Source organism: Actinokineospora sp. NBRC 105648 (genome assembly GCF_030269645.1).
In the GTDB taxonomy this organism is placed as follows: Bacteria; Actinomycetota; Actinomycetes; order Mycobacteriales; family Pseudonocardiaceae; genus Actinokineospora.
The window spans coordinates 19325-42464 of sequence record NZ_BSTR01000062.1 but is presented as its reverse complement, the minus strand read 5'-3'; the positions used below and the strand labels follow the sequence as shown (position 1 = coordinate 42464).

The 23140-nt window shown below is 70.6% G+C and carries 19 protein-coding genes; 6 read left to right on the top strand and 13 right to left on the bottom strand.

The window, feature by feature from the left end; genetic code table 11:
* Positions 1-446: 446 nt before the first annotated feature.
* Together QSK30_RS33005 and QSK30_RS33000 are read right to left on the bottom strand one after the other, a co-directional pair.
* On the bottom strand, positions 447-1124 hold the full coding sequence (locus tag QSK30_RS33005) for a M15 family metallopeptidase (RefSeq protein WP_285509004.1): 678 nt from the start codon (positions 1122-1124) through the stop codon (positions 447-449).
* A 132-nt stretch (positions 1125-1256) separates the two neighbouring features.
* A complete protein-coding gene (locus QSK30_RS33000; RefSeq protein WP_285509003.1) occupies positions 1257-1910 on the bottom strand; it encodes a maleylpyruvate isomerase N-terminal domain-containing protein in 654 nt (217 codons plus the stop codon).
* Positions 1911-2004: 94 nt separating this feature from the next.
* Here QSK30_RS33000 and QSK30_RS32995 point away from each other — a divergent pair, with 94 nt between their 5' ends.
* The 3 genes from QSK30_RS32995 (at position 2005) to QSK30_RS32985 (ending at position 7373) form a co-directional block, all read left to right on the top strand.
* Positions 2005-2793, top strand: coding sequence for an META domain-containing protein (locus QSK30_RS32995; RefSeq protein ID WP_285509002.1), 789 nt, complete (start codon positions 2005-2007; stop codon positions 2791-2793).
* A gap of 156 nt (positions 2794-2949) precedes the next feature.
* Positions 2950-7080, top strand: coding sequence for a SpoIIE family protein phosphatase (locus QSK30_RS32990; protein WP_352231659.1), 4131 nt, complete (start codon positions 2950-2952; stop codon positions 7078-7080).
* Positions 7077-7373 (top strand): STAS domain-containing protein, encoded by a 297-nt coding sequence (locus QSK30_RS32985; RefSeq protein WP_285509001.1) that lies wholly within the window; start codon positions 7077-7079, stop codon positions 7371-7373. Before QSK30_RS32990 ends, QSK30_RS32985 begins: the two co-directional genes overlap by 4 nt.
* 132 nt (positions 7374-7505) lie before the next feature.
* On the opposite strand, the gene QSK30_RS32980 is transcribed toward QSK30_RS32985, so the two are convergent.
* Positions 7506-7922, bottom strand: coding sequence for a CoA-binding protein (locus QSK30_RS32980; RefSeq protein WP_285508999.1), 417 nt, complete (start codon positions 7920-7922; stop codon positions 7506-7508).
* Positions 7923-7957: 35 nt separating this feature from the next.
* Here QSK30_RS32980 and QSK30_RS32975 point away from each other — a divergent pair, with 35 nt between their 5' ends.
* Positions 7958-8803, top strand: a complete 846-nt coding sequence (locus QSK30_RS32975; RefSeq protein WP_285508997.1) for an NAD(P)H-binding protein — start codon at positions 7958-7960, stop codon at positions 8801-8803.
* A 766-nt stretch (positions 8804-9569) separates the two neighbouring features.
* Here the strand turns inward: QSK30_RS32975 and QSK30_RS32970 are convergent.
* The 9 genes from QSK30_RS32970 to QSK30_RS32930 form a co-directional block, all read right to left on the bottom strand.
* Complete coding sequence (locus QSK30_RS32970) at positions 9570-10370, bottom strand: maleate cis-trans isomerase family protein (protein WP_285508995.1); 801 nt, start codon at positions 10368-10370, stop codon at positions 9570-9572.
* A gap of 3 nt (positions 10371-10373) precedes the next feature.
* Positions 10374-11279, bottom strand: a complete 906-nt coding sequence (locus QSK30_RS32965; RefSeq protein ID WP_285508993.1) for a DMT family transporter — start codon at positions 11277-11279, stop codon at positions 10374-10376.
* 14 nt (positions 11280-11293) lie between these two features.
* Positions 11294-12655, bottom strand: a complete 1362-nt coding sequence (locus QSK30_RS32960; protein WP_285508991.1) for a TrpB-like pyridoxal phosphate-dependent enzyme — start codon at positions 12653-12655, stop codon at positions 11294-11296.
* An 8-nt stretch (positions 12656-12663) separates the two neighbouring features.
* Complete coding sequence (locus tag QSK30_RS32955) at positions 12664-13329, bottom strand: transglutaminase-like domain-containing protein (RefSeq protein ID WP_285508990.1); 666 nt, start codon at positions 13327-13329, stop codon at positions 12664-12666.
* A gap of 7 nt (positions 13330-13336) precedes the next feature.
* Positions 13337-14476, bottom strand: a complete 1140-nt coding sequence (locus QSK30_RS32950) for an acyl-CoA dehydrogenase family protein (RefSeq protein ID WP_285508988.1) — start codon at positions 14474-14476, stop codon at positions 13337-13339.
* Positions 14473-14859 carry an ectoine synthase gene (locus QSK30_RS32945; RefSeq protein WP_285508987.1) on the bottom strand — a complete coding sequence of 129 codons (387 nt, stop codon included), beginning with the start codon at positions 14857-14859 and terminating at the stop codon, positions 14473-14475. The genes QSK30_RS32950 and QSK30_RS32945 overlap by 4 nt, the downstream gene beginning before the upstream one ends.
* On the bottom strand, positions 14856-15116 hold the full coding sequence (locus QSK30_RS32940) for an acyl carrier protein (RefSeq protein ID WP_285508986.1): 261 nt from the start codon (positions 15114-15116) through the stop codon (positions 14856-14858). The genes QSK30_RS32945 and QSK30_RS32940 overlap by 4 nt, the downstream gene beginning before the upstream one ends.
* A 6-nt stretch (positions 15117-15122) precedes the next feature.
* A complete protein-coding gene (locus QSK30_RS32935; protein WP_285508984.1) occupies positions 15123-16487 on the bottom strand; it encodes an AMP-binding protein in 1365 nt (454 codons plus the stop codon).
* A 695-nt stretch (positions 16488-17182) separates the two neighbouring features.
* Positions 17183-18643 (bottom strand): benzaldehyde dehydrogenase, encoded by a 1461-nt coding sequence (locus tag QSK30_RS32930; protein WP_285508982.1) that lies wholly within the window; start codon positions 18641-18643, stop codon positions 17183-17185.
* Positions 18644-18939: 296 nt separating this feature from the next.
* Here QSK30_RS32930 and QSK30_RS32925 point away from each other — a divergent pair, with 296 nt between their 5' ends.
* Both QSK30_RS32925 and QSK30_RS32920 read left to right on the top strand, forming a co-directional pair.
* Positions 18940-19869 (top strand): type IV toxin-antitoxin system AbiEi family antitoxin domain-containing protein, encoded by a 930-nt coding sequence (locus QSK30_RS32925; protein ID WP_285508980.1) that lies wholly within the window; start codon positions 18940-18942, stop codon positions 19867-19869.
* Complete coding sequence (locus tag QSK30_RS32920; RefSeq protein WP_352231658.1) at positions 19763-20701, top strand: nucleotidyl transferase AbiEii/AbiGii toxin family protein; 939 nt, start codon at positions 19763-19765, stop codon at positions 20699-20701. The genes QSK30_RS32925 and QSK30_RS32920 overlap by 107 nt, the downstream gene beginning before the upstream one ends.
* Positions 20702-20758: 57 nt before the next feature.
* On the opposite strand, the gene QSK30_RS32915 is transcribed toward QSK30_RS32920, so the two are convergent.
* On the bottom strand, positions 20759-23131 hold the full coding sequence (locus QSK30_RS32915; protein ID WP_285508977.1) for a caspase, EACC1-associated type: 2373 nt from the start codon (positions 23129-23131) through the stop codon (positions 20759-20761).
* Positions 23132-23140: the final 9 nt, after the last annotated feature.

Below are 23140 nucleotides of genomic sequence, written 5' to 3'. Positions count from 1 at the left end.
AGCGATGAGCCGCCGAAGACGGTCGACCGTAGGTCGGCGTGCGGCACACCCCACGAGCTGCCCGAGTAAGAGCGGGGCTCGATTGGCTGGACTACCTTCGCGCGGGGCCCCTAGAGCACCGCGGTGGGGAAAAGCGTGGGGTGAAGGGCATCCCCACCACACGGCAAGTTTAGCGGTGCTCTCCCCCCACACGAAGGCAGTCCACCCAATCGAGCACAAACGTAACGGGTCTTGCGTACCAGCGGAACGGCTTTTAGGGATTGAAGGGAAGATGCAAGAGAAAAAGAAATGGCAAGGGGGAAGTGAAAAGGGAGAGGCGAGGGAGGAGGCAGGTGGCAAGGGTAAGGGCAAGACTAGGGCAGGGCAGGGCAGGGCAAGGGCTGGGGCTGGGACTGGGGCTAGGGGTGATGAGGGTGGTGAGGAGCTTTCTGGAAGTGCTGGTGGTGTCAGGATCGGGGCTTCTCGAAGTGTTGGTAGTCGATCGGAGTGGTCCAAGTGCCGCCCCAGTCCCAGCCGTGCCTGGCGAACGTGCGCACCGTGTGGTCGCCGGCGTGGATCAGGCCGGGGTCTGTCCGGGTGCGGTCGACGTACGGGGCGCCGTTGGGTGGGTACACAGCACCACTGCCGGAGATGTACGGGTTCTGGACCGGGTTGATGTCCACTGCTCGGCCGTAGGAGTGGTTTGACCACTCGGTGCCGCCGGTGATTGGGCGGCAGTTGAAGGCGGAAGTGTTGTTGGCTGCCATGGACGCGTCATCATCTGCGTCGTACTTCTCTACCGTTTCCATCCGTTCGATGGGGAAACGGTGGCGGTACAGGTCGCCGAAGATGCGGACTGTCTCCGGTGCCACAGCGTCGGCGACGACGAGTTCGCCGCGGTGGGCCCGGCCGTCGAAGCCGAGGGTGGTGAGGGTGATCAGCCGCAGGTTCTCCGGTCCGACCGGGCAGCCGGGGCGCCAGCTCTTGCCGAGTCGTTGTGCGGTGACCGGTCTGATCACGGCGAAGTAGGGCGGCAGGTGGGTGGCGGTCGCGCCATCCGCTTCCGCGCCGGCTTGTTGTTGGGTCACTACTGCCGATGAGGCGGCCAGCAGCACTGCGGCCGCGACTTTCCTGAGCGCGCGCATAGTTTCCGTACCCCCTGGCGATCGGCTGGACGCCGGCAGTCGGAATGCGGCGCCACCATCTCAGCGATGGTAGCGCGTGCTGTGACCGCGCACAGGGGATTGCTCGATTCGCTTGGTGCCGAACAGAACAGACTAGTCCACAGTGGACTTATGGGGTGTGCCGTACCAGCGCCAGTCGGTGAGTCGGGGGCGTCCGGGCAGTTCCGTGCGGCCGGTCACCCAGAGCAGCGCCTGCCAGGGGTCGGTGTCCGGCGGGGTGTTGGGGAACAGCCTGGCCAGCGTGCGCGCGCAGACCGCGGCGGGCGGCTCCCAGTCCAGGCCGAGGCCGTCGAAGACGTCCTGGGCGTGCACGAGGGTCTCCACGATCCCCATCGCCGCGAAGCCCTCGGGGTCGGACTGGCCGAAGACGTGGTGCGCGCGCGTGGACGGCGGTCGGGTATCGACCATCGCCACCAGCAGTGCGCCGCACACCTCGACCACGCGCAGCACGCCTGCCGGGCCCGCCTCGCGGTCGGCGAAGATCAGGTTCTCGGGACCGCCCGGCCTGCGCTTCGCCCAGCCCATCGGGACGGGCGCGTCGGCGGGCGGTACCCGCGGGGACAACTGGGCGGCGTAGTAGAACAGGCTGTCGGCGAGGTGTTCGCAGGTCTCCCAGCAGCTCCAGTCCAGGGCCCCGGCCGGGGCATCCCAATCGGCGTCCAGCGCCGTGCTCGCGGTGTCGACGAGCAGGTGCACAGCGGTGTCCACGTCGGCCGAGGTGACCGGCCCGGGGTGTTCGGCAGCCATTCGGCGGACCGTACCCGAGCCCGGGTGGGGGAGCGTCGGAATTAATCCGGCCGAACCGGACAACCCGGGAACCGGTTCGTTCCGTCCCCGGTACATGCGAAGTCGACTCCTGAGCATCGGCGTGACCGCCGCGTCCGCCCTGGTCCTGGTCAGCTGTGCGCAGGCGGGGACCCGGACCGACCCGGGTGCCGGTCCTGGGCCGACCACCCAGATCGGTCCCACGCCGGACGGCCGCACCTTCACCGCCTCGGTGGCCGCGCCGCGGGCCCTGGTCGCCGGGACCACGCTGACCATCGGGTTCGCCGAGGGCGCCCTGGTCGCCAACGCCGGCTGCAACACCATCTCCGGCCGGGTGGACCTGACCGGCGGCACCCTCGACGTGGGGAGCCTGGCCACCACCGAGATGGGCTGCGACCAGCCACGGCACGACCAGGACGCCTGGCTGGTGGGGTTCCTCGAGGCGAAGCCGGCCTGGAAGCTCGACGGCGAACAGCTCACCCTGGCCAAGACCACCACGAGCATCGTGCTCGCCGAGCAGAGGACCGCCCCGCTGGAGGGTGCCCGCTGGACGGTCGACTCGCTGACCGACGGCCCGACCGCCTCCTCGCCCCCGGGCACCGCGACCGCGTCGCTCAGCTTCAGCGCGGACACCGTGGCCATCGAGACCGGCTGCAACAGCGGGTCCGCGCCGTACAAGAAGAACGGCCAGACCCTGGTGATCGAGGCGCCGATCCTGACCAGGATGGCCTGTGCGGACGACCGCGGGGTGTTGGAGAGCGCCGTGGTGGCGGTGGTCGAGGGCGAGGTGGCCTACTCGATCGAGGGCCGGGCGCTCACCCTGACCAAGGGGGCCAAGTCCCTGATCCTGCGCCTGGAGCCGTGAGCCCGGACGGGCCGCCGCCGCTCGGCGGCGGCACTGCGGCGGCGCGGCCCGGTGCGAGGTGCCTGTCCGAGGCACCGGAGGCCACTGGGCGGGATCGGCTCGGGCGGGGTTCACCGTGTTCCGGCGGCGCGCCGGGGCTCACCGTATTGTCTCCTCGTGCGGGATGAGAAGCCGGGCGACCTCGTGTTCCCCGGGGGCAGCGAGATGGCGCGCCGGATGCGGGCACACCCGTGGTCGGACTCGGCGATGGGCAGCCCGCAGGACTGGCCCGCCAGCCTCGGCACGGCGGTGCGGATCTGCCTGACCTCCCGGTTCCCGATGATCGTCTGGTGGGGACCGCGGCTGCGCTTCCTCTACAACGACGCCTACCTGCCGCTGCTGGGCACCAACCACCCGGCGCTGGGCAAGCCGGGGGAGGAGGTCTGGGCCGAGATCTGGCACATCATCGGCCCGATGCTGGAGTCCGTCATGACCTCCGGCGAGGCCACCTGGTCCGAGGACCTGATGCTGCCGATGTCGCGGCACGGGTACTGGGAGGAGACCTACTGGACCTACTCCTACAGCCCGCTGCAGGACGACGAGGGCACCGTCCGCGGCGTGTTCACCGCGGTCAGCGACACCACCGAGCGGGTCGTGGGGGAGCGGCGGCTGGGCGTCCTGCAGGACCTCGGCGCCCAGGCGGGCCGGGCCCGCAGCGTCGCCGAGGCGTGTCGGCTGGTGGCCGATGTGCTCGGCGCCGAGGACGTCCCGTTCATCGCGATCTACCTGCGCAAACCGGGGACCGACGAGCTCGCCCTAGCCGCCCTCGGGCCGCGCGAGACCGATCCGCTGACGGTGGCCCACGGGCCGCACGGCTGGCCGGTCGACGAGGTGCTGCGCACCGGCGAGCCGATCACCGTCACCGACGTCGCCGACCGGTTCCCGCCGCTGCCCTCCGGCGGTTGGCAGACCACCCCGACCAGCGCGGTGGTGCTGCCGCTCTCGGGTGAGACCGGCGGGCAGACGATCGGCGTGGTCGTCCTCGCGGTCAGCGTGCGCCGCGCGCTCGACGAGGCGTACCGGTCGTTCCTGACCCTGGTCGCCCGGCAGACCGCCGACCTGGTCAACGCCGCCATCGCCTATGAGGCCCAGCAGCGCCGGGCCGAGGAGCTCGCCGAGCTCGACCGGGCCAAGACGCTGTTCTTCTCCAACGTCAGCCACGAGTTCCGCACCCCGCTGACGCTGATCATGGGTCCGCTGCAGGAGCTGCGCGGGGTGCTCGCCGACGCCGACGAGCGGGTCCGCGAAGAGCTGGACGTGATGTACCGCAACGGTTTGCGGCTCGGCAAGCTGGTGAACACACTGCTCGACTTCTCCCGGATCGAGGCGGGCCGGATGCGCGCCCGGTACGAGCCGGTCGACCTCTCGGCGGTCACCGCGGAGCTGGCCAGCGTGTTCCGCTCGGCGGTGGAGAAGGCGGGCCTGGCCTTCGAGGTCGACTGCCCGCCGCTGGGGGAGCCGGTGCACATCGACCGCGGCATGTGGGAGAAGGTGATCCTCAACCTGCTGTCCAACGCGGTGAAGTTCACCTTCGACGGCTCGGTCCGGGTGTCGGTCGCCCGCGACGGCGAGCACGCCGTGGTCACCGTCGCCGACACCGGCATCGGGGTCGCCGAGAACGAACTGCCCCGGCTCTTCGAGCGCTTCCACCGCATCCACAGCGCGCGGTCGCGGTCCAACGAGGGCAGTGGCATCGGGTTGGCGCTCGTCCGCGAGCTGGTCGGGTTGCACGGCGGCACGATCACCGCGAGCAGCACCGCGGGCGAAGGCACTTCGTTCGCCATCCGGCTGCCGTTGGGTGTGGAGCACCTCCCCGCCGAGGACGTTGTTCCGGCGGGCGCGCAGGACGCGGTCTTCGCCAGCGCGGACCCGTATGTGCAAGAGGCGTTGCGCTGGCTGCCCGACGGCGAGCGCGATGACAGCGACGACCTCGCGGGTTCGGTAGTCGTCGGTGGCGCGGTCCCCGCGTCGGCGCTTGGTCCGAGCAAACCCGCCCGGGTCTTGGTCGCCGACGACAACGCCGACATGCTCCAGTACCTCACGCGGCTGCTCCGCTCCGGCGGGTACCAGGTCACCGCGGTCGTGGACGGGCAGGAGGCGTTGGAACAGGTCCGCGCGAACGCCCCGGACCTTGTGGTCAGCGACGTGATGATGCCGCGCCTGGACGGTCTCTCCCTCGTGACCGCACTGCGCGCGGAGTCGCGAACGGCTGGTGTACCGGTGTTGTTGCTGTCCGCGCGCGCGGGGCAAGAGGCTTCCATCGAAGGTCTTGCCGCGGGCGCCGATGATTACCTGGTCAAGCCCTTCGCTGCGGCGGACCTCTTGGCCCGAGTGCGCGCGAACGTTGAGCTGTCCCGCCTGCGCAACCACCACGCGCAGTGGCGCACCGCTCTTGTGGACTCGTTGCAAGAGGCGTTCTTCGTGTGCGACGAGGAGGGCGCGGTCATCGAGATCAACACCGCGTTCACCGACATCCTCGGCTTCGGCCCCGAGGACCTGCCGTACCGGCCGGTGCACCCGTGGTGGCCGGACCAGGAGACCGACCCGGAGGCCTACCGGCTCACCAGCGCGGCGTTCAGCCAGATCGCGACGGAGGCCAAGGGCAGCTACATCGCCCCGGTCGAGCACCGCGACGGCCACCGCCTCTGGGCCGCCGCGTCGTTCTCCTGGGTCGAGGACCCCGATTCCGGCCGCCGGGTCGTGGTCGGGACCTTCCGCGACGTCACCGCCGAGCACTACGCGGTGCAGCGCGAGACCGCCCTGGCGGCGTTGAGCCTGCGCGTGTCGGAGGCGGAGAGCCTGACCGACGCGCTGCGCTCCACCCTGGCGCTGCTGCGCGAACTGTGGCGGGCCGACCGGGTGCTCGCGGTGACCCTGGGCGACTCCGAGCAGCCCGAGGTCCTCTCGACCGGCCCCGAGGACCGCTGGGAACGGCTGCCCCGGCCGCTGCGCGACGCCATCGGTGCCCTGCGCGACGAGCCCCTGCTCACCGTGGCGGTGCGGGAGGCGGGCAGCGCGGGGATCACGCTGGAGCACCCGCGCGGACTGCTCGCGGTGTGGATCGACCTGGGGGAGAACCGGCCGTTCTCGGCGGAGGACCAGACCTTGCTCGCGCTGTTGGCGGGCAGGCTCGGCCAGGGCCTGCACCGGGCGCACCAGATCGATCAGCAGCGGGAGACCGCGCTGGCGTTGCAGCGGGCCATCCTCGGCCCGTCGCACCTGCCCGACGGTTTCGCGGTCCGCTACGAGCCCGCCACCCGGCCGCTCGGGGTGGGCGGCGACTGGTACGACACGGTCGAGCTGCCGGACGGTCGGATCGGCATCGTGGTGGGCGACTGCGTCGGCCGGGGCCTGAAGGCGGCGACCGTGATGGGCCAGCTGCGCAGCGCCTGCCGCGCGTTGCTGTTGCAGGACACCGGCCCGGCGAACACGTTGGTCGCCCTCGACCGGTTCGCCGCGCGGCTCTCCGGCGCGATCTGCACGACGGTTTTCTGCGGCGTGCTCGATCCGGAGACCGGCCACCTGGTGTACGCGAGCGCGGGCCACCCGCCGGGCATCGTCACCCGGGCCGACGGCACCACGCTGCTGTTGCAGGAAGGCCGTTCCCTGCCGTTGGCCGTGCAGCCGTCAGCGGAGCGCGGCCAGGCCGAGTACGCACTCCCACCGCGCGCCACCCTGCTGCTCTACACCGACGGCCTGATCGAACGGCGGCGGCGCTCGCTGACCGTGGGCATGGACCAGGCGGCGGCGGTGGTGCAGGAGGGCCGGGCCATCCCGGTGGACGAGCTCGCCACCCACATCATGACCAGGCTCGCCCCGGCGGCGGGCTTCGACGACGACGTCGCCCTGCTGCTCTACCGGAACCCGGCGCCGCTGCAGGTCACCTTCCCCGCCGAGAGCGGTGGCCTCGCCCCGGTCCGCGCCACCCTGCGCCGTTGGCTGGAGCGGGCGGGCCTGGGGACGCGGCAGGTGCAGGACGTGCTGGTGGCCGCAGGCGAGGCGTGCGCCAACGCGATCGAACACGGCTACCGCCAGGCCACCGGCACAGTGGTGCTGCGCGCCGCCGCGACCGCCGACGACCTGCGGGTCACCGTCACCGACACCGGCGCCTGGAAGCTGCCCGACCCCGCCGCGAACCCGCACCGGGGGCGCGGCATCACGCTCATGCGCGCCCTGATGGACCAGGTCACTGTCGAGTCGAACACGGTGGGCACCACCGTTGACATGCACGCGAGGATCCCCGCATGACCACGCCCCTGACCCTGAGCACCTCCCGTCGCGAGGACGGCAGCCCGGTGCTCACCGTGACCGGCGAGATCGACATGAACAACGCCGACACCTTCACCGAGGCCCTCACCTCGGCGAGCGAGGAACCGCTGGTGCTCGACCTGACCGGCGTCGACTACCTCGACAGCGCGGGCCTGACGGTGCTCTTCGTCAACGCCGAGCGGATCCGGCTGCTGGTCGCCACACCGCTGCTCGGCCCGGTCCTCAAGATCTCCGGCCTGACCGAGCTGGTGACCACCGACGGCATCAGCTAGGCGTTGTCCGGTAAGCGGCACGCGCTATCCGCGGTCCCTGACCGAATGGACGGAGAACCCCAGTAAGACCAGGTACGAGCGGCTTCCCGCCCGCGCGGCCAGGAGTCACGCACCCGACTTGCCGGACAGCGCTTAGGCCGCGGGCCCGAGCGCCGACCACTCGATCGCCGGGCAGCGGTCCTGCACGACCCGTAGGCCTGCGGCGGCCGCGCGCGCAGCAGCGGCGTCGTCGACGACACCGAGCTGGAACCACACCGCCTTCGCGCCGATCGCGATCGCCTCGTCGGCCACCGCGCCCGCGTCCTCGGACCGCCGGAAGACGTCCACGCAGTCCACGGCGAACGGGACGTCCGCCAGACTCGCGTAACCGTCTTCCCCCCAGACGGTCTCCGCGCGCGGGTGCACCGGAACGATCCGCTTACCGCGCTGCTGAAGGAACCGCGCGACCCCGTGCGCGGCTCGGGCGGGGTTGTCGGCCAGCCCCACGACCGCCCAGGTCCGGCACTGGGCGAGGATCCACCGAATGTCCTCAGGCTCCGCGAAGTCCATGCGCACACCCTCTCATGCTGCTAGCGTCCCCCGCTGTGCGTGATCATGTGGTGACCGTCCTCGGCGCGACTGGGAAGACCGGCAGGCACGTCGCCGCCCAGGCCGCCGAACGCGGCTGGCGAGTCCGGGCGGCAGGCCGACGACCAGGGGCCGTGGGCGCCTACACCAGGTTCGACTGGGACGCCCCGGACACCTGGGAACCCGCCTTCGCGGGCAGCGACGCGGCTTACCTGGTGATCCCCTTCAACCACGCGGGCGCACCGGAGAAGGCACCGGCAGTCATCGAGGCGGCGGTGGCGGCCGGGGTCCCGAAGATCGCCCTACTGTCCACAATAGACGTCGACCACGCGCCGGACGACGACCCGACCAAGGTCGCCGAGCGAACCCTGGCGGACGCCCCGACCGCCTCGGCGATGATCCGGCCGACCTGGTTCCTGGACAACTTCACGGTCGGCTCGTTCCGGGGCATGCTGGAGACCGGCGAACTCCGACTCCCGGCCGGGGAGGCCAAGTTCCCGTTCGTCGACACCCGAGACATCGCGGCAGTCGCCGTGGCGGCGATGGCACCCGGGGGTCCGGAGGGACCACTGCCGGTGACCGGGCCGGAAGCGGTGGACCACCACGTGCTGGCCAAGGCACTCGCGGACGCACTGCACCGACGGGTCACCTATGTTCCGGTGGAGGCGCGGGAGTTCATCGACCTGCTGATGCAGCGGGGGTTCAGCTACGGGTATGGCGACTTCCTGGCGGACGCGCTGATGAAGGTGGCCAACGGAGATTTCGTGATCCCGGTGGCGGACACCGTGCAGCGGTACTGCGGCCGACGACCTTACTCGACAACGGATTTCGCCCAGAACTACGCGGACAACCAGCCGGTATAGCGGCACGGGCGGCGGCAACGGCAGTTCCGCAGCTCCGACATGGTGTCGCAGCAGATAGACCGACCCCGCCAATCCGCAGCGGCATCCCACCCCGCTGGTACCTCAGCGGTGAGGCCGGCCCCGCCCGCACGCGACAGGATTCCGTCCCCGCTGGTACCGCAGCGTGTAGGCCCACCCTGCCCACACTCGACAGGGTCCCGTCCCCGCTGGTACCGCAGCGGTGAGGCCGACCCCGCTGGAAAGCAAGTCCCGCTACGGTTGCTCGATCTAGTGGACTCGCTTCGTGTGGGGGGAGAGTGCCGCTAAACTGGCCGTGGGTGGGGATGCCCTTACCTGCCCTTTTCTCTCCACCGCGGTGCTCTAGGGGCCCCGCACGAAGTGAGTTCACTAGATCGAGCCCCCATCTTTTCCTCGGGCAGCCCATGTGTATGTGCTCTTCGAGGGGTGCGTGCTGCCTGTGGAGTGTCGCCACCCGTGGGCCCCTGAATCCCCTACGCCAATTATCACTACGGCCTGCGGTTCTTTGTCAAGGCGGGAAAGAGTACCTTGACAAAGAACCGCAGGCCGTGTTTTGGCTGCGTATGGAATGCGGGGGGAGGGCTGGTCAAGGGAGTCGGTTGGGGTGGCCGACTGGCTGTTTGGTGGGTTGTCTTGTCGTTTTGGGAAAAGAAGATGGGGAGATGAGGAATGTGGCCAGGGAGGGGTCGGATGTGGAGTCGGAGTAAGTCGGGGAGGTGAGCCGGGAGGGGAGGAGGGGAAAGGGGAGCTATTGATCTACTGCGAAGAGTTTGCCGAAGTGATGGATGTCCCTTGTTGCTGTCTTCGCCGTTCTCAGGGAGTGCCAGATGCAGGCTTGGTTGGAGGTGATCACTGGTAGGCCCAGGTCTGCTTCCAGGTCCTCGATGGCGTCCGAGCACCTGAAGCCGTTGCCTGCCAGCAGGATTCCGTCCGCGTTTGCCGGTACTCCTGCTCGTACCTGTCGGTGGACGTCCTCCGGTCTGACTTCCCACTGTGCTCCGGCGTCCCAGGTTTCCCAGGGCTTCAGGTCGCGCCAGCCCCGGCCCAGTTCGAAGCGTCGCATTTCGACTGGTTCGTGGCCCGCTGTTGTGAAGTACTCCCGGCCCACGGACACGATCTCGTCCTTGAACCACGGTGGTACCACCACATAGGGCCGGGATACGCAGACGGCCTTCAGTGCTGCGACGCTGGCTTGTGCCGCGGTCACGACCGGTATTCCCTGTGCCCGTTCGCTTGCCTGGGCGGCGAAGGAAGCATCGAATTCAGCGCCGCCGAATAGGCTGCTGGTGGTGAAGCAGACGCAGATCACGTCCAGTTGCATGCCGCCCAGGAAGTCCAGGCCGCGGGCTATGTCCGGGGACTCGGCGACGACTCGGGCCGGGTCCTCGCCGTAGTCCGAGGTGCCGGGTTTGCGGGGGCTCTCGAACCGGGCCGCGCAGATGGAGACGCCGGGTGGGGCCATGGACCAGAACTCGGACTCGGCGACCGGGTCCTTGTCGATGACCAGGATGCCGATGGCGGCTCTCGTGCCCCAGTTGTCGCCGCGCATGGGCTACTTCCTCGCCGGGGTCGGGGGCGCCTGCTTGAGGGTGGAGAGGCGGTTCTCGGCGAAGGCCAGGGCGGCGAGCACCAGCAGGGTGCCGACGATCATGTTCCAGGTGATGTGGTCGTTGAGGGTGATCAGGCTGATCAGCACCGCGGTGATCGGGACCAGGTAGTTGACCGCCGAGGCGTTGGCGGCGCCGATGTCGCCGATGAGGCGGAAGTAGATCAGGTAGGCCACGCCGGTGCCGACGATGCCCAGCAGCGCGACGCTGACCACGATGCCCGCGGTGAACCGGGGCTCGTGCCAGGTGAAGAACGGGGTGACGATGAGCTGCAGCACCGTGGCCATGATGACCTGGGAGGTGGCCGAGACCAGGGGCGGGATTCCCCTCTGCGCCAGCATCTTCTTCACGTACACCGTCTGCGCCGCGTAGCAGGCGGCGGCGCCGAGGACCGCGAGCTGGCCGGTGAGGGAACCGCCGGAGCTCGACCACGGGGCGATCACCAGGACGACGCCCACGAAACCGAGGGCGAAACCGACGCCCTTGCGCCAGGTCGCGCGTTCGGCGGGCAGCGCCGCGGTGACCGCCGCCAGGGTGAGCAGCGGGGTCGCCGCGATCAACACGCCCGCCATGGCCGCGCTGGTCCGCTGCTCGCCCCAGGCCAGCAGCAGGAACGGGGCGACCATGCCCAGGATCGCGGTGACCGCGATGTGGCCCCAGACCGCCAGGTCCCTGGGCAACCGGTCCTTGGTCACCCTGGTCACCGCGAACAGCACGATGGCGCCGAGCAGGACCCGGGCCAGCACCAGCTGGGCCGGGGTGAGGCCGCCGACGGCGACCTTGATGAAGGTGTAGCTGCTGCCCCAGATGACGGCCAGCAGGACGAACAGTGCGAGGTTGACTCGGCTCATGGCGATGATGATCCTCAGACGAGGGCGGGCGAGGGAATGCTGTCCAGACCGGCTTGCAGTACCTCGTCGGTCAGGGCGTCGTCCGGTAGCCTGCCCGCCAGGTAGCGCTCGTAGGCGACCAGGTCGAAGTCGCCGTGCCCGGACAGGCCGAGCAGGATCGTCTTGCCGACCCCCTCCTCCTTGCAGCGCAGCGCCTCGTTGACCGCGCCGCGGATGGCGTGGGTGGACTCCGGGGCGGGCACGATGCCCTCAGCCCGGGCGAACAGCACGCCCGCCTCGAAGCAGTCGTTCTGCCGGACCGCGACGGCCTCCATCAGGCCGTCCTCGACCGCGCGGCTGACCAGGGGGGCGATGTTGTGCGCCCGCAGGCCACCCGCGTGCACGGCCGGGGGGATGAACTTGTGGCCCAGTGTGTGCATGCGGAACAGCGGGGTCAGGCCAGCCGAGTCCGCGTGGTCGTAGGCGATCCGGCCGCGGGTCAGCGTCGGGCAGGCGGCGGGCTCGACGGCGATCAGCCGCACCCGCTCGGCCCCCGCCAGCTGCCTGCGCAGGAACGGGAACGCCAGGCCCGCCAGGTTGCTGCCGCCGCCCGCCGCGCCGACCACGATGTCCGGGTAGTCGTCGGCCAGCTCGAACTGGCGCACCGCCTCCTGGCCGATCACGGTCTGGTGCGCGCACACGTGGTTGAGCCCGCTGCCGCGGGTGTAGCCGTAGTCGGGGTTGGCGAAGGCGAACTGCAGCGCCTCGGACTTGGCCACGCCCAGGCTGCCCGGGTGCTCCGGCAGCTCGGCGAGCACGGCGCGCCCGGAGTCGGTCTCGGTGCTGGGGCTCGCCGTGCAGGTCGCGCCGTAGGTCTCCATCAGCGTGCGCCGGTAGGGCTTCTGCTCGAAGCTCACCCGGACCATGAAGACCTTGGCCGCCATGTCGAACAGCGAGGCGGCGAGCGCGACGGCGCTGCCCCACTGGCCCGCGCCGGTCTCGCCGACCAGGCCGGTCTTGCCCGCCAGCTTGTTGTAGTACGCCTGCGGGATCGCGGTGTTCGGCTTGAAGCTGCCGGTCGGCGCGACGCCCTCGTACTTGTAGTAGATCCGCGCGGGCGTGTCGAGCGCGCGCTCGAGCCGCCGGGCCCGGTACAGCGGCGTCGAGCGCCACTGCGCGTAGAGCTGGCGGACCGGCTCGGGGATCTCGAACTCCGGCTCCAGGCTGAGCTCCTGCTCGACCAGGGCGGGCGGCATCGACCGGGCCAGCGCCTCGGGGGTCACCGGGGTGCGGGTGACCGGGTCGAGGATCGGGTGCACGGTGCCGACGTCGGCGGCCGGGTTGAGCCAGGTCCGCGGGATGTCGGCCTCGGTCAGCTCGTACTTGATCTTGTCCATGACAGCTCCTAGCTGGCCTCGCCGGTGAGGGAACCCTCGGCCAGCTCGTCGTCGGTGCGGAACAGCTTCGGGTGCGCGGCGCGGATGCCCGCCACGACGGTCTCGTACGGGAAGTCGCTGAACTCCCCGCGCATCCGCAGGAACTCCATGTGCCTGCGGCCGTTCTCGTCGTAGGGGTGGTAGAGGCTGTCGGCGCCGCCGTCGAAGTCGAGCGGGGCGATCTTGTAGAGCTTGCACAGCAGCTTGTTGAACACCGGGGTGGCCTTCACCCACCGTTCGCCCAGGTAGACGTTGGTGAGGCTGTGGAAGCAGAACACGTCGCCGCCGACCAGCTCGCGCAGCCGCTCGGAGGCGAGGTGGTTGCGCACGTCGCCGTAGACGATCTTGCTCGGCACGCCGATCGCGCGCACCACCGCCGCGTACACGATCGCCTTGTGCACGCAGAAACCGCGGCGCCGCTTGATGATCGCGCTCGCGGTGAACTCCTCGCGCGCCATCCGGCTGCCGTACACCTCGTAGTGGATGCCGTCGCGCACCGCGTAGTAGAGCGCCACCGCTTTGTCCACATCGGACAAACCGGTGCCGCCGCCGGGCAGTGCCGCCTCGATGAACTCCCGCACGGTGTCGCTGCGGTAGTCCAGGAACTCGGTCTCCCGAGTCAGGTCCTCGACCATTGCTCCCTCACAGACCCATCATCGCCGCGACCCGCTGGCGCTGGATCTCCGACGTGCCCGAGTAGATCGGCCCGGCGACGGCGTTGCGCACGTCCTTCTCGACGCCGTACTCGGCCATGTAGCCGTAGCCGCCGAAGACCTGCACCGCCGCCAGCGCCGTGGCCAGGTTGGCCTCGCTGACCACCAGCTTGGTGATCGCGATGTCGGTCGTGACGTTCTTGCGCGCCACCAGCTTCTCGCCGGTGTCGTAGAGCCACTTGCGCGCGGTGTCCACGCTGATCCGCATGTCCACCAGCTTGTTCGACACCGACTGGAACGACCCGATCGACTGGCCGAACTGCTCGCGCGTGCGGGCGTAGTCGACGCAGCGCCGCACCCGGTGCTCCATCTCGCCCAGGTTGACCACGAAGGACAGCAGGATCTCCCACCGCATCACGTGGTCCAGCACCAGGAAACCCGCGCCGACCGAGCCGACCACGTTGGCCGCGGGCACCCGGACACCGTCGAGGAAGAGCTCGCTCAACGGCGAGGTCCGCAGGCCCATCTTCGCGATCGGCGTGCCGACGTGCAGGCCGGGGGAGTCCCGCTCCACCAGGAACGCGGTGATCGCCCCGGGACTGCCGGGTTTGCCCGTGCGCGCGTAGACCACGAACGTCCCCGCGATGGGTCCGTTGCTGACGAACGACTTCGAGCCGGTCAGCACGTAGTCGTCGCCGTCGCGCTCGGCGGTGGTGCGCATCGCCATCATGTCCGAACCCGCGTCCGGCTCGGAGATGGCGTGCGCGCCGATCGCGCCACCCCCGCACACCCCGGGCAGGTAGCGCGCCTTGAGCTCGGCGGAACCGAAGCGGTGCAACGGGACCCCGGTGCTGACCATGTGGGTGCACACCGAGAACGCGAAGCCACCGTCGCGGCAGCTCTCACCCAGGCCCTCCAGCACGTACATCGTGGTCAGCAGGTCCGCGCCGAGCCCGCCGTGCTCGGTCCCGAACGGCAGCCCGAGCAGGCCGGAGCCGCGCACCAGCGCCCAGCCGTCGGCGGCGAACTCGCCCGCCGCGTCCCGCTCCAGGTGGTCCTTGCCGACCACCTCGCCGAGCTCGACGGCCGCCGCGCGCAGGGTGCGCTGCTCCTCGGTCCAGCTGATCACGGGGCGCACTCGTAGTGGGAGAAGCCGTCCGGGTCGAGGTTGTGCCGCTCGTCGCCGCGCAGCGCGGGGGAGAAGATGCTGATCAGCTCCAGGTCCTGGGTCGGTCCGGCGATCAGGAAGTGCGCGTCGTGCTGGTCGAGCGCGTAGAGCACCCCCGGTCGCAGCGCGAAGGCGCTGCCGTCGGGGGTCTGCACCTCGCCGGACCCGGCGATGCAGTAGCACGCCTCGAGGTGCCTGCGGTACTGCAGGCGGGACTTGGTGCCCGCGCGCACCGTGGTGTGCGCGACGGTGAACCCCATGTTGTCCGGTCGCAGCAGGAACCGGTAGCTGAGGCCGTTGCCCCAGTCGACGCAGGCGACCTCGGAGCGGCTGCGGACGATCATGGCATCGGCCCTTTCACGAGTGCGGAGGCAACGAAGCCGTCGATGGCGTGCACCGAGCGGAAGTCCTGGGGCGCCAGGTCGAGGTCGTCGACCGGCAGGTCGTAGCGCTCGCCCAGCCAGGCGATCAGCCGGAGCAGGCCGAGGCTGTCGACCACGCCGTTCTCCAGCAGGTCGAAGTCCGGGTCGAGCTCCTCGGGCCGGATGTCCGGGGCGAACTCGGCCACCACGAACCGGGTGATCTCATCGGGACGCGACATGTGCGCTCAGACCCTTTCCGCGAGCAGCTTCTTGCGGTCGACCTTGCCGGTCGAGGTGCGGGGGAACTCGGCGCCGAACAGCTCCACAGTGGACGGGATCGCCGTGCGGGGGAGCAGCCGGGCGCAGTGCGAGCGCAGGCTCAGGCTGTTGGGCCGGGTGTTCCCGGCGGGGCGCACCAGCGCGTGCAGGCGGTACCCGGCCTCCTCGTCCGGGATGGCCAGCACGACCGCGTCGGCCACCTCGGGGTGGGCCAGCAGCGCCTGCTCGACCTGCTGCGGGTTCGTCCGGACGCCGCGGACCTTGACCTGGTGGTCGGCGCGGCCGTCGAGGTGCAGCACGCCGCGCTCGTCCTGGCGGACCAGGTCGCCGGTGCGGAAGTAGGTGCGGCCGTCGAGCTCGACCCAGCGGTCGGCCAGGTCGGCGTCGAGGTAGCGGCCCGCCTGGAACGGCGTGCTGACCAGGAGTTCGCCCGCGTCCACCCGGACCAGCACCCCGTCGATCGGGCTGCCGACCGGGGTGGGCTGGTCGCTGGTGGGGTCGGAGTCGTGGATGAGGCTGTCGTTGGTCTCGGTGCAGCCGTAGACGTTGCGCAGCCGGGCCTTGGGGAATACGGCGGGCAGCCGGGCGAGCAGACCGGGCGGCATCGCGTCGCCGGTGTGCACGACCTCGCGGACGGTCGGGAACACGCCGTCGGCGTTCTCCAGCAGGCGGCGGAAGAACAGCGGCACGGCTTGCACGACCTCGACGTCGGCACCGGCGAAGGCGCGCAGCAGGTAGCGGCTGTCCAGCGCGCGGTCCTGGTCGACCAGCACCACCTGGCCGCCGCGGCGCAGCGTGGTCCACACGTCGAGCAGGCACAGGTCGAAGTTGAGCGGCGCGTAGTTGAACACCACGGTGCCCTCGTCCACGCCGAACGCGTCGGCGGCCCAGTCGGTGAAGGCGTCCACCGCGGTGCGCGGCAGCGGGACGATCTTCGGCAGCCCGGTGGAGCCCGAGGTGGTGAGCATCGGCCCCACCCCGGCCAGCTCGGGGGCCTCGTCGGACTCGGTCCGCTCGACGCTGAGGTCGGCCCGCAGCACGCTCGCGCAGCCCGCCTGCCGGTGCAGCGCGGCCCGCGCGTCGGTGCCCAGGTCCGCCGGGGGCAGCAGGAACGGCCTGCCACTGGCCCAGCAGGCCAGCACGACCGCGACGGCCTCCGGCGACTTGCCCACCGCCAGCGCGACCGGGCGCTCCGGCGGGAGCCGGTCGAGGGTGCGGGCGGCCCGGTCGGCCAGCGCCCGCAGCTCGCGATAGGAGACATTCACGCCATTGAAGGACAGCGCTGTGCCATTAGCCAGTGGATCGAGCAAAGCGGCTAAATGGTCCCCCATTATCGGCCCCCGATTATGTGCATTCCCGCGTTTCCCGGAACGCTAGCGACGGGGTGCCAACCGGCGCAAACCGCCGAACGGGTGACGGTTCGGGTGACGCGAATCCCGATTAAGCGGGGTCGGTCCAGTGTGGAATCCGCCGAATGCCGGAACGGGCGAGGCCGAAGTGGTCAGTGCGTTCCCATCTTCACTTTCGTTCACAATTGGCGGCGTCGGCGGCCCGTTAACGCGTTGCTGCACCTTGGCGATGGCCTGCACCGCGGGACTGGTGTACACGCGCGAGATCCGCGGGCTGGATGCCGGGTGCAAGTTGCGCATGAGGCTGTTGACCAGGCGTACGTCGTACCACCGGGGTGGTCGGGACGACTCCGGCTACCCGTCGTCACGACGGCCGGGCGAGGGCGCGGCACCCCGCAAGCGGTTGCCGCCCGATCCCGGGCGCGCGTTTCACATTTTCAGGGTGTTGCATATCCGGCCGGTGTCGACCGGGTATTCGTTGGGCGGTTCATTGTGGATCATGGAATTCGCTGCGTCGAAAGGAAAATGTGCGCACCGCCGACCGGTGGCGCGCCAGTCGGTGGAACGACTTTCGCGATTGCTCCGAGCGGTCTGCCCAGGCGACCTTTCCCGAAGGGCGGTGCGCATTGACCGGCGGAGGTCCTCACCGACGGTCAGGACCTGCGGCGCACTGGTCCTCAGAACGGGTACACCGGCAAATCCCCGCGCAGCGTGACCCACTGCGTCTCGGTGAACGCCTCGATGTTCGCCTGCGGCCCGCCGTGCCGGGAGCCGGTGCCCGAGGAGCCCAGCCCGCCGAACGGCGCGGTGGCCTCGTCGTTGACCGTCTGGTCGTTGATGTGCACCAGTCCGGTCGGCACCCGCTCGGCCAGCGCCAGGCCCGCGGTGACGTCGCGGGTCAGGATCCCCAGCGACAGGCCGTAGTCCGTGCCGCCCGCCAAGTCGGCGACCTGGTCGAGGTCGCGGAAGGCGGTGACCGGGGCGACCGGTCCGAAGATCTCCTCCCGGTACGCGGGCGCGTCCACCGGCACCTCGCCCAGCACCGTCGGCCGGTAGAACAGGCCCTCGTACGTCCCGCCCGTGCGCACCGTGGCGCCACTGTCGACGCTGGCGGTGACCAGGCCGTGCACCCGGTCGCGCTGGCCCGCGTCGATCAGCGGACCGAGCGCGACCTCGGCCCGGAACGGGTCGCCGACCGGGAGGCCGCCCACCTTCGCCGCCAGCACCGCCGTGTACTCCTCGGCGATCGACTCGTGCACCAGGTGCCTGCTGGTCGCCATGCAGATCTGACCGGAGTGGGTGAACGTCCCCCACGCCCCCACCGACGCCGCCGCGGTGACGTCCACATCCGGGAACACGACGAGCGCGGAGTTGCCGCCCAGCTCCAGGTGCGCCCGCTTGAGGTGCTTGCCCGCCAACGCCCCCACCGCACGGCCCGCGCGCGTGGAACCGGTGAACGCGATCACCCGCACGGCGGGCTCGACCACCAGCGCCTCACCGACGTCGGCACCACCGGGCAGCACCTGCAGCACACCGGCGGGCAGACCGGCCTCCTCGAAGACCCGCGCGAAGACCGCGCCACCGGAGATCGCCGTGCGCGGGTCCGGCTTGAGGATCACCGCGTTGCCCAGCGCCAACGCGGGCGCCACCGCGCGGATCGAGAGGATCGTCGGCACGTTGAACGGCGCGATCACCCCGACCACCCCCACGGGCAGGCGGCGCGCGAAGGACAAGCGGGGTGCGCCGGTGCGCAGCAGCTCGCCGTAGGGGTGCGAGGGCAGCGCGGCGGCCTCGTAGCACTCCTGGGCGCTGGTGTGGACCTGGAACTGGCCGAACGGCCGGATCGCGCCGGACTCGCGGGACAGCCAGTCCTTGATCTCCTCGCCGTGCTCGACCAGCAGGTCACCGGCCCGCCGCAACACCGCCGCCCGCTCCTCGAACGGCGCCGCCGCCCACTCCCGCCGCGCCACCACAGCCCGCGTGGCCGCGGCGTGGACGTCCTCGGGCGTGGCCTTCCCGACCTCCCCCAACGACTGCCCGGTCGCCGGCTCCACGGCGGTGTAGGTCCCGCCTGCACCGTCGGTCCAAACGCCGGTCCAGACCTTGCCCAGCCACGCGCCGCCGTCGAGCAGTCCCATCTGCGCCTCCATCACCGAGCCCTGCGTCGGAGCCTGCTCCACCGACCGCCCACCGGCAACGCGGGCGCGGCGGTGGTTCACCGGTGAACAGCACGACTGCACTGCCGTCCTAGCGCCGCTGCCCCGCGACCTGGGGTGGTGAGGCCGATCCAGCAGGCTGGCATGAGTGAGCCCAACCCAGACGTGAGGTCGGCGACGCAGCTTTTATCTCACTAGTCGACAGCGATTGTTACACCCTGAAGGTAAATAATGCTGCACTTAGGTGTAATCTATGCTGTGTGGAGATGGGACGAGCGATGAGGCTGCTCAGCGAGTTCACCGCTGAGCAGTGGGGCATGGTCACGTCTCGGCAGGCAGGCGACCTCGACGTGGATGGCGTCACCCTGCTCCGGCTGGAACGGGCCGGTTATGTCGACCGGGTCCGTCGGGGTGTCTATGCCGCCACCACCGCGGCGGTGACCGAGGCTCGCGCGGAACAGGCCGCCTGGCTGGCTCTCAACGCAGCCGACGCGGCATGGAGACGACCTCCGCTCGATCCGGACGGTGGAGTGCTCTCCCACCAGTCCGCCGCGCGGTTGCACGGGCTCGGGGAGTTGGTCAACGACCGCATTGCGATGACTGTGCCGCGCAGGCGCACCAGCCGTGACCCAGACCTGTGGTTCAAGACCGCGCGCTTGTCCGACAGCGACGTGGTGGTGCTCGATGGCCTGCCCGTGACTACAGCGCTGCGAACCATCTGCGACCTGCTCGACCAGCACCTCGACGGCAGCCACCTCGCCATGATCATCCGGGACGCCGTCGAGGCGAACCTCGTGCGCCTGGATGTCTTGGCCGAGCGGATCGGGCCACACGCGCTGCGCTACGGCGTCCGCCGCCCGGGCGACGGCGAGGCATTGCTCGACCGGTTGCTCGCCGAGATCGGGACCACGACCGCCCAACTCGCGCACAGGCCGTCGCCTCCACGCGCTAGTGCCGCGCTCTGGTGGGCTGTGAATCATCAAGCGCCGGGCACACTTCAGGGGTTGAGAGGGCTGCTCCACGATTTGGGCTTGGGCGCTGAATCCGGAAGCGTTGTCGCCAAGGGCCTTCGGTTCGCTGCCGGACACGAGGCAGGCCACGATGTCGACCATGACATCGCAGCGGCCGAGGACCCCAGGTGGTTACCTCGCCTCGCAGAAGAACAGGGCGAAGATCAGGTCCAAGGAGACCGGCGCCCCCGTTGGTGAACTGCTCCAGCTGCACTTCCACCGACGGCTGATCGCCCGGGTCTTCCACGGCGACGAGGCGGTGGACTGGGTCCTCAAGGGCGGCCAGGCTTTGCTCGTGCGCTGGCCGACGGCCCGCTACTCGACCGACATCGACCTGCTCAGCACCCAGGCCACCACGGACGCCGCCGTCGCGGCACTGCGGACCGCGGCTGCGTTGCGCCTCGACGACGAGATCTGGTTCGACCACATCAGCACCTCTCAACAGACCCACGTCGAGCGTCCGACCCGCAAAGTCCGTTTCATGGCGATGTTCGAGAACGCCCCGCTCAAGCACACGGTCAACGTCGACGTCGTCGTGTCCCGGCAAATGCCGCGTGGGGTGGTCACCACCGAGCCGCTGGAACCCGCGTTCGCAACCGACTGTGATCCCTGGCCCGCAGCCCGGGTGTTCCCGATCGAGGACCATGTCGCCGAGAAGATCTGCGCGATGTACGAGCGCCACAGAGCTGGGGGGAATCCATCCACGCAGTACAAGGACCTCGTGGACCTGATCCTGTTCGCGCTGAACGTGCCATTGGTGGGCACCAAGGTGCACCACATCCTGCGCGATGAAGTCGATCGCCGGACGGGGCGGGGCATGGTCGTGGAGCTGCCTGACAGGTTCCAGGTACCCGACCTCCAGTCTTGGACCGGGGGCTATCGAAGGGCCGCTCAAGGTGTCAGCGAGCTCCCGCCGGAGCTGCGGAGTCTGGCCGGTGCGAGTGGACTCGCTGATGCTTTCCTCACTCCGCTCCTGAAGTCGCGACCGCCGACTGGGGTGTGGCATCCGGACCAGCAGATCTGGCAGTAAGAACCGCTGTCCGATACGTGCGAGGGCCAGTGACCACTGTCCCGACGTGGTCGCTCGTCAGTCCGTGCTGCGGGTTGCTTGGCGGTAGGCGGACTCGGCCTCGTGCACCCGGCCCTGCGCGCGCAGCACATCACCGAGTTCGCGGTGGGCCATTCCCCAGCCCGGTGCCTGTCGCAGCGACTCGCGGTAGGCGGTTTCGGATTCGGTGAGTCTGCCGCGTTTGGCCAGGACGCGGCCCAGGCCGAGGTGGGCGGCGTGGTCGTGCGGCGTGATGTCGATCGCCGTGCGCAGCGCGCTTTCCGCTTCGCCGAGGAGGTCGCGCTTGGTGAGGGCCAGACCGAGTGCGCGGTGGGCCTCGTTGGAGCCGGGCAGCAGTGCGACCGCTGCCCGGAACGCGTCCTCGGCCTCGGTGTACCAGCCGCGCGCGTACTCGCACTCGCCCAGGCCCAGGTGGGCGCGGCCGTCGGACGGGTCGGCCCGGACCAGGGCGTGGTAGTGCGTGACGGCCTCGGCGAACCGGTGTTGTTCGCGAAGTGCGTCGCCCAGGCGCAGCGCCGCGACCCGCATGCGCGGGGCGAGGCGGAGTGCCTCGCGCTGGGCCTGCTCGGCCTCGCGGAACTGGCCGCGCGCCCACCACGTCTCGCCGAGCAGGAAGTGGGCGTACGCGTTTTCCGGCTCCAGCCGTACGGCCGCGCGCAGCGCGTCCTCGGCCTCGGCGTACAGGCCGCGATCGACCAGGCAGTCGGCCAGGCCGATGTGCGCGTCCACCAGTCCGGGGGCCAAGCGCAGCGCGGTGCGGAATGCCGCTTCGGCCGCGTCGTCGTGTTCCTGGGTCAGCAGCAGATGTCCCAGCCTGCAGTGGGTGCTCGCGTTGTCGGGTTCCAGTTCGATCACCCGTAGGCAGGCCGCCGCCGCGTCCGGTTCGCGGCCCGGTATGGCGTGCAGCAGCTCCACCAGGCTCAGCTGCGCCAGTATGAAGTCGGGGTCGAGTCGGGCGGCCTCGCGGTAGGCCGCTTCCGCTTCGGCCACGCGGGATTGGCCCGCCAGCACCGCACCCAGTTCCACGTGTGCCGCGGGGTCGGTGCCCAGTGCGGCGCGGCAGGCATCTTCGGCCTGCTCCCAGCGCTCCTGCGCGCGCAGAGTGCGGGCCAGGCCCAGCAGCGCCGCGGCGTCGTCCGGGTCGAGCCGGATGGCCTCGCGGTAGGCGGTCTCCGCGCCGGGGAAGTCGTCCTGCTCGAAGCGCATGTCGCCGAGGCAGGTGTGCGCGAACGGGTCCGCCGGGCTGAGCCGCACCGCCGCTTGGTATGCGGCGGCCGCCTCGGGCCAGCGCTCGGCTTGGTCGAGCAGGTGGCCCAGGGCAAGCACGGGCTCGGCGCGGTTCGGCTCGAGCCGGATGGCGGTGCGGATCTCCGCCTCGGCCTCGGCGAGCATGTCGCGGTCGAGGAAGGCCTCGCCCAGCCCGGCCCGCGCGGGCGGGTACTCCGGGTCGATCGCCAGCGCGGCGCGGTAGGCGTCCTCGGCCTCGGCGGACCTGCGCTGGGCCAGCAGGGCGTTGCCCAGCCCGACGTGCACCGACGCGGCGGTCGGGTCCAGCCGGATCGCCTCCCGGAACGCCGCCTCGGCCTCCTCGAACAGCTGCTCGTCGCACCGCGCGTCGCCGCGGCGGGCCCACGCGGCGGCCGCGCTCGCGAGCTGGTGGCCGTCCGCGTGGTGGGCGTTGGTGGCGAAGACGTAGTGGTCGGCGGTGTCGGTGCCGCGCTGGTTCGGGTGCGGCATGCCCAGCCCGACGAGCCTGCGCCGCAGGTGCGGGTAGAGCGCGCTCAACGTGATCTTCGGCGGACCACCCGGGATGCCCGCGCGGGTGAGCTCGATCAGCTGGCCGGTGAACGTGGTGCAGGCCAGCTCGTCGGCCGGGTCGAAGTGCGCGGTGTGGTTCGGGGTGGTCGCGGTGAGGGTGTAGCTGCCCTCGGCGTGCGTGGCGTCGGCGATGTCCTCCGGCGCCGCCAGCGCCTCGATGGCCCGGCCCGCGTAGCAGCAGTCCAGGATCACCAGCCGCACCCGCGCCGGGCTCTCCCGCAGCGCGTCCTTGATCCAGCCGAACGGCAGGCCGGTGTAGTCCGGGTCGTCGGCGGCGGTGTCGGCCACCGCCAGGCACAGCTCGCCGCGCGGGGTGAGCAGGCCGTGGCCGACGTAGTAGAGCAGCAGCACGCCGTCGGTCTCCCGGGCCGCCGCGCGGATCCGCCGGGCCAGGTGCCCCGGTCTGCCGGGGTCGGCCAGCACCGTCACGGTGTCCGGCGGCCACCCGCACAGCACCGGGTCGGTCAGCAGCGACCGCATGGCCGCCAGGCTGTTGCGCGCCGCCGGGATCGGGCTCAACGCCGGGTCCTCGTAGGCGGAGACACCGACCAGCAGGGCGCGCGAGCTCACCACCCGCCGATC

What these genes read in the sequence shown, in the direction of transcription:
- QSK30_RS33005 (WP_285509004.1), bottom strand. Translation starts at nt 1,124, where the DNA reads ATGCGCGCGCTCAGGAAAGTCGCGGCCGCAGTGCTGCTGGCCGCCTCA.
- QSK30_RS33000 (WP_285509003.1), bottom strand. Translation starts at nt 1,910, where the DNA reads ATGGCTGCCGAACACCCCGGGCCGGTCACCTCGGCCGACGTGGACACC.
- QSK30_RS32995 (WP_285509002.1), top strand. Translation starts at nt 2,005, where the DNA reads ATGCGAAGTCGACTCCTGAGCATCGGCGTGACCGCCGCGTCCGCCCTG.
- QSK30_RS32985 (WP_285509001.1), top strand. Translation starts at nt 7,077, where the DNA reads ATGACCACGCCCCTGACCCTGAGCACCTCCCGTCGCGAGGACGGCAGC.
- QSK30_RS32980 (WP_285508999.1), bottom strand. Translation starts at nt 7,922, where the DNA reads ATGGACTTCGCGGAGCCTGAGGACATTCGGTGGATCCTCGCCCAGTGC.
- QSK30_RS32970 (WP_285508995.1), bottom strand. Translation starts at nt 10,370, where the DNA reads ATGCGCGGCGACAACTGGGGCACGAGAGCCGCCATCGGCATCCTGGTC.
- QSK30_RS32965 (WP_285508993.1), bottom strand. Translation starts at nt 11,279, where the DNA reads ATGAGCCGAGTCAACCTCGCACTGTTCGTCCTGCTGGCCGTCATCTGG.
- QSK30_RS32960 (WP_285508991.1), bottom strand. Translation starts at nt 12,655, where the DNA reads ATGGACAAGATCAAGTACGAGCTGACCGAGGCCGACATCCCGCGGACC.
- QSK30_RS32955 (WP_285508990.1), bottom strand. Translation starts at nt 13,329, where the DNA reads ATGGTCGAGGACCTGACTCGGGAGACCGAGTTCCTGGACTACCGCAGC.
- QSK30_RS32945 (WP_285508987.1), bottom strand. Translation starts at nt 14,859, where the DNA reads ATGATCGTCCGCAGCCGCTCCGAGGTCGCCTGCGTCGACTGGGGCAAC.
- QSK30_RS32940 (WP_285508986.1), bottom strand. Translation starts at nt 15,116, where the DNA reads ATGTCGCGTCCCGATGAGATCACCCGGTTCGTGGTGGCCGAGTTCGCC.
- QSK30_RS32935 (WP_285508984.1), bottom strand. Translation starts at nt 16,487, where the DNA reads ATGGGGGACCATTTAGCCGCTTTGCTCGATCCACTGGCTAATGGCACA.
- QSK30_RS32930 (WP_285508982.1), bottom strand. Translation starts at nt 18,643, where the DNA reads ATGGGACTGCTCGACGGCGGCGCGTGGCTGGGCAAGGTCTGGACCGGC.
- QSK30_RS32925 (WP_285508980.1), top strand. Translation starts at nt 18,940, where the DNA reads ATGAGGCTGCTCAGCGAGTTCACCGCTGAGCAGTGGGGCATGGTCACG.
- QSK30_RS32920 (WP_352231658.1), top strand. Translation starts at nt 19,763, where the DNA reads ATGTCGACCATGACATCGCAGCGGCCGAGGACCCCAGGTGGTTACCTC.